The following is a 3,795-nucleotide window of genomic DNA, read 5'->3' as shown; positions in this document are numbered from 1 at the left end:
GTAGGTGTGGTGTCCGTCGCTAAGGCTTGTGCGCATCGATATACCGGATCGCTGAGACTGGTTAGGGACACGCACGTGGATCTCATAGGCGGAGGACATCGTGGTGGTTTGCTCGACTGCCATCGAGGCCACATTCCCCTCGATCAAGCGATCGGGCGTGACCACGGTCACCGTTGATGTGTGCTCGCCGTACCGGTCGAGACGTGCTCGGACAGCACGGTCTCGCACCGTTGCCGTAATCGAGATGCCTTGACTGGTCAGCTGGAGCTTGGATGCTCGTATGGCGACCTCGCCGACCTTCACCCACGGTGCGACATCTTGCCCTGCCAAATCGGTCAGCCGCTGCAGGACAGCGACGCGGAGGTCGTCCGCCGCGATCCAGCCTCCTGTCGTGAGTTTGTTCTGAAGGCTTTGCACAAACCGACGCTGACGACCCTCAAACGCTGTCTGCGGCTGATTCTGCACGAACGCCGCCAACCGCAGCCCCCAGCGTTCGGCTTCGCGAAACTCGGCCTCCGTGGCGGAGTAGCCGTCGGCCTGCTCGACTCCGTAGACGGGGCCAAACAATCCCACATAGATCGAAGACTGACGGACGCCGTCGAGGTACGCGCGGTGTGCCGAAACATCCTGCCCGCCGAGATCGTACTCGAACATGATCGGTCGAGCTCCGACGTCGGTGATCGCGTGCCGTGCGGCCGCTCGCTCGTCGCCCATCGAATCGATGAGCGACGACACGAACACGCTTTGGTTTGCTCCCCAGTCGCGCAGGTCCGAGTCGCTGAGGCGAAGCACGGTGGAGGGCGTGTCCACGAGTAGATCGGCCATGTCTGATTCCACCACACCAGAACGAGCTGGGCCATTGGCATGGCAAGGTTGTGAGGTGAGTGATTTCGGACACCGTTTCGGATATATGCGGCCGTCGCCGCAACGCACCCTTTTGGAACAGGACAGCGCCGAACTCCGCGCGACGCTCTGGCAATTGCTCACGCACGATGACGTCGATGCAATGGACGGGTATCGGAAGGTTAGAAAACAGCTGGGGTTGCTCCCCGACCCCGACGTTTTCAGCGGTCAGCGCGCCCGACGAGAACTGACGGACGAGTTGGAGCGACTCCACTGGATCGACGTCTACGAACTTCTGGAAAAGCAACACGACTCCGCACGCGCAACCGGGTCTGCGCCGTCGTTGTTCATGAAAGGTAAGTACTACACGAAATCAGAGGTCGAAGACGCCGTGAATACTGCATTACTGCGTAGTGGTCTCGCCTACGAGATGGTCGATGGACGGTTCCATATAGTCGACAGCGAAGGTGATCAACTCGGAGTTCGAGAGATGACCGCTCGTGTCGTCGACGAGTTCGGGGGTCCATTCGCACCGGTGCGCGCGCAGTACGCGAAAGCCCTGGGAAAGCTTGACGCCCTCCAGCCTGATGATGAGGGCGCGATCGCTGATGCAGTGAACGCGCTTGAAGCAGTTGCGAAGATCATCGCCGGGAACACGGCTGGCACGCTCTCGGACGTTGTCAAGCAACTCTTCCCTGACGGTGGCGGCTACCATCAGCCGCTGAAGCAGGCGATCGAGAAGATCTACGCCTTCGCCAACCAGGTCCCCGGGGTTCGGCATGGACGGTACGCCGAACCGCGCATAGTGCACGCGGAAGCCGTCATGGTTGTCCGTCTAGCCGGCTCGCTGCTCAGCTTCTTAATGGCCGACTTCAACATCGGCGACTCCGCAGTTCCACGAAGGTTTTAGCCGGTATCCGATGCCGCGCACAGTCGACGCGGAAAGGATAACCATGCGAACGTACAACCCGGGCTCGGGACGGTTACGATCGGAAAGTTGAGCGCCGATTAGCCATGGACTCAATCGTTCAAAGCACTGCGAGAAGCTTGAGTCGAACAAGCTCAGCGCGATCGAATGCTCTGCTGCTTTGACGGCTGGCGGAAGCTCCATCATCCTCGACGAAGTGTTCGGTCCGGCAACCACCCGACCTGTTCGACGAGGATGAGCTGCTCATCTCGAACCTTGAGTTCGCCAGCCCGTGTACGGCAGCTCGACGCCCAAGGACGCTGCATCCTGGCGCGACCGCGACTCAAGAAGTCGGGCGAAATTCGCATCCCGGAGCTCCTCTGAACGAAGTGGTCAGGAGACCCTCGCGGATTGCGCGGCAGCAAATGCCGCCCGGTCTCGCGCTCGACGGGTATTGGTCTGTGCGCGTCCAATTCGCTTAGTCAGCCTGATGTGAGCGCTCGTGCGGCCAAGCGACCACAAAGTAAACCACCGGCTGTTGGGGATCAGCCCGGAACAAACGAGTACGGTCGAAGTAGCGACGATGGTGACCCTACCCACCGGAGTCGCCAGATTCCACACCGCGATGAACGGCAGCAACGCACCCACGGACGTAACAAGGGAGGCGACCGCGCTCAGCGTGCGTTGGTAGCCCGGAGGGGTGATGGCGGAGTGCCGGAGGTAGAGTGTGACCGCGATAGCGGTGAGTGTGCTGATTGCCAGACTGCCGAAGCTCATCACCACAAGCATCGCCGGGCTAGTTCCGCTTATGGCGAGCACCGTCGCAAGCAGCACGGGTGGCAGCACTACCCAGCCAGTAAACGCTGTTGCTCGTGGGCCAGTCGTCACGGGGGGCCCTGGAACCCGAAGGCGGAGGATCCGCAGGTCGACTTCTTCACGGATCGCTGCGCGGAGCTGACGCGCAGGATTTCCCCAGAAGGCTGTACCTGCGCGCGCGGCGAGGAGAACGCCGAAGGCTGTGAACGCGATGATCGGGAACGCGCGTGCGGCGTTCTCTGCACCGCTGAGAATCGCTACGACCGTTGTGGTGCCGTAGGCGAGAAGGACCGCTGCGATTGCGAGACAGGCGAGCACCGCCATGTCTTTACTGCGTTGCGCCAAATGGACCGGGAGCGCTGTTTCACCGATCAGGGCTACGAAGACGGCAAAGATCGACCCAACAGCGAGGGGCAGCACCCAGGAGACGTCGAGAAGTAGCTGATTGCCGCTGGTGATGTAGTCGGACCACGTTTGTGCTGACTCGCCTTTCAGCGTGTTCCACAACCAGAGTGAAACGAGATGCCCGTAGAGGAACCCGGCCGCCAGGTACCCAATCGCGGAGAGCGACTCGCGGAAGGGCATCGGAGGCTCAACTTTGCTCGAGTCGTCGAGAATCGCTGTGGTCACGTGCTGACCCTAATGGTCTCCACCGAAGACTGAGTGGTCCACAGGAGCCGGCGCGGGTGTCCCTAGGTGTTCTTCCCCGTGAGGTTGTGAACGCGGGCTGCTGGGACGAGGCCGGCGATGCCGGTGTGGGGGTCGGTGGTGATTGTAGTGATGGAGCCACGCGGCATAGGTTTCTGACCGGGCTTGTTCGCTGCGGTAGGTGGTCATGTATGCCCATTCGGTGTCGAGGGTGCGGTTGAAGCGTTCGACTTGGCCGTTGGTCTTGGGCCGAGAGGACCTGCAGCTCGTACAGGTCACGGCCCTGCTCACGCGCCAGGTTGCCGAGCTGGCTGTTGATGTGCGCCGCGGTCGTCAAGACAGGAACTCCAGTGCAGTACGAAGCGGCCCTTCGGACCGAGGGATTTGACGGGCGAGCGTGATCAGCTGACCGGGTCGGGCTCCCGGTCTGCGCAACCAGTTCGCGAGTGCCTCGTGCGCTATTTCGTAACCGACATACCCCCGAAGCCGAAACGCGTCGACGATGCACCGCTCGGGGCTGTACATACCGATGGTGAGGTGGGTGCCCTCGATCATCTCCGCCTGACGTTCGAGGTCGAAAG

At 61.4% G+C, this 3,795-nt stretch carries 3 protein-coding genes and 2 pseudogenes; 1 reads left to right on the top strand and 4 read right to left on the bottom strand.

The features are described 5' to 3' along the window. The coding region (locus ACPYOG_RS18825) for a DUF4062 domain-containing protein (protein WP_481295668.1) at positions 1-825 on the bottom strand (825 nt) is incomplete at its 3' end. Between the two features lie 55 nt (positions 826-880). Between ACPYOG_RS18825 and ACPYOG_RS18820 the strand changes: the two genes are divergently transcribed. Continuing rightward, positions 881-1,753, top strand: a complete 873-nt coding sequence (locus ACPYOG_RS18820; RefSeq protein ID WP_481295667.1) for a hypothetical protein — start codon at positions 881-883, stop codon at positions 1,751-1,753. 390 nt (positions 1,754-2,143) lie between these two features. Here the strand turns inward: ACPYOG_RS18820 and ACPYOG_RS18815 are convergent, their stop codons facing one another. The 3 genes and pseudogenes from ACPYOG_RS18815 to ACPYOG_RS18805 all read right to left on the bottom strand — a co-directional run. Next, positions 2,144-3,196 (bottom strand): hypothetical protein, encoded by a 1,053-nt coding sequence (locus ACPYOG_RS18815; RefSeq protein WP_481295666.1) that lies wholly within the window; start codon positions 3,194-3,196, stop codon positions 2,144-2,146. 62 nt (positions 3,197-3,258) lie between these two features. Continuing rightward, positions 3,259-3,475: pseudogene (locus ACPYOG_RS18810) on the bottom strand (integrase core domain-containing protein); the annotation flags it as partial. 72 nt (positions 3,476-3,547) lie between these two features. Then, positions 3,548-3,795 (bottom strand): annotated as a pseudogene (locus tag ACPYOG_RS18805) (hypothetical protein); the annotation flags it as partial.

Source organism: Leifsonia sp. HAY1-4F (assembly GCF_056755275.1).
The sequence above is the reverse complement of the archived record's forward strand: the minus strand, read 5'-3'. Positions and strand labels throughout refer to the sequence as shown.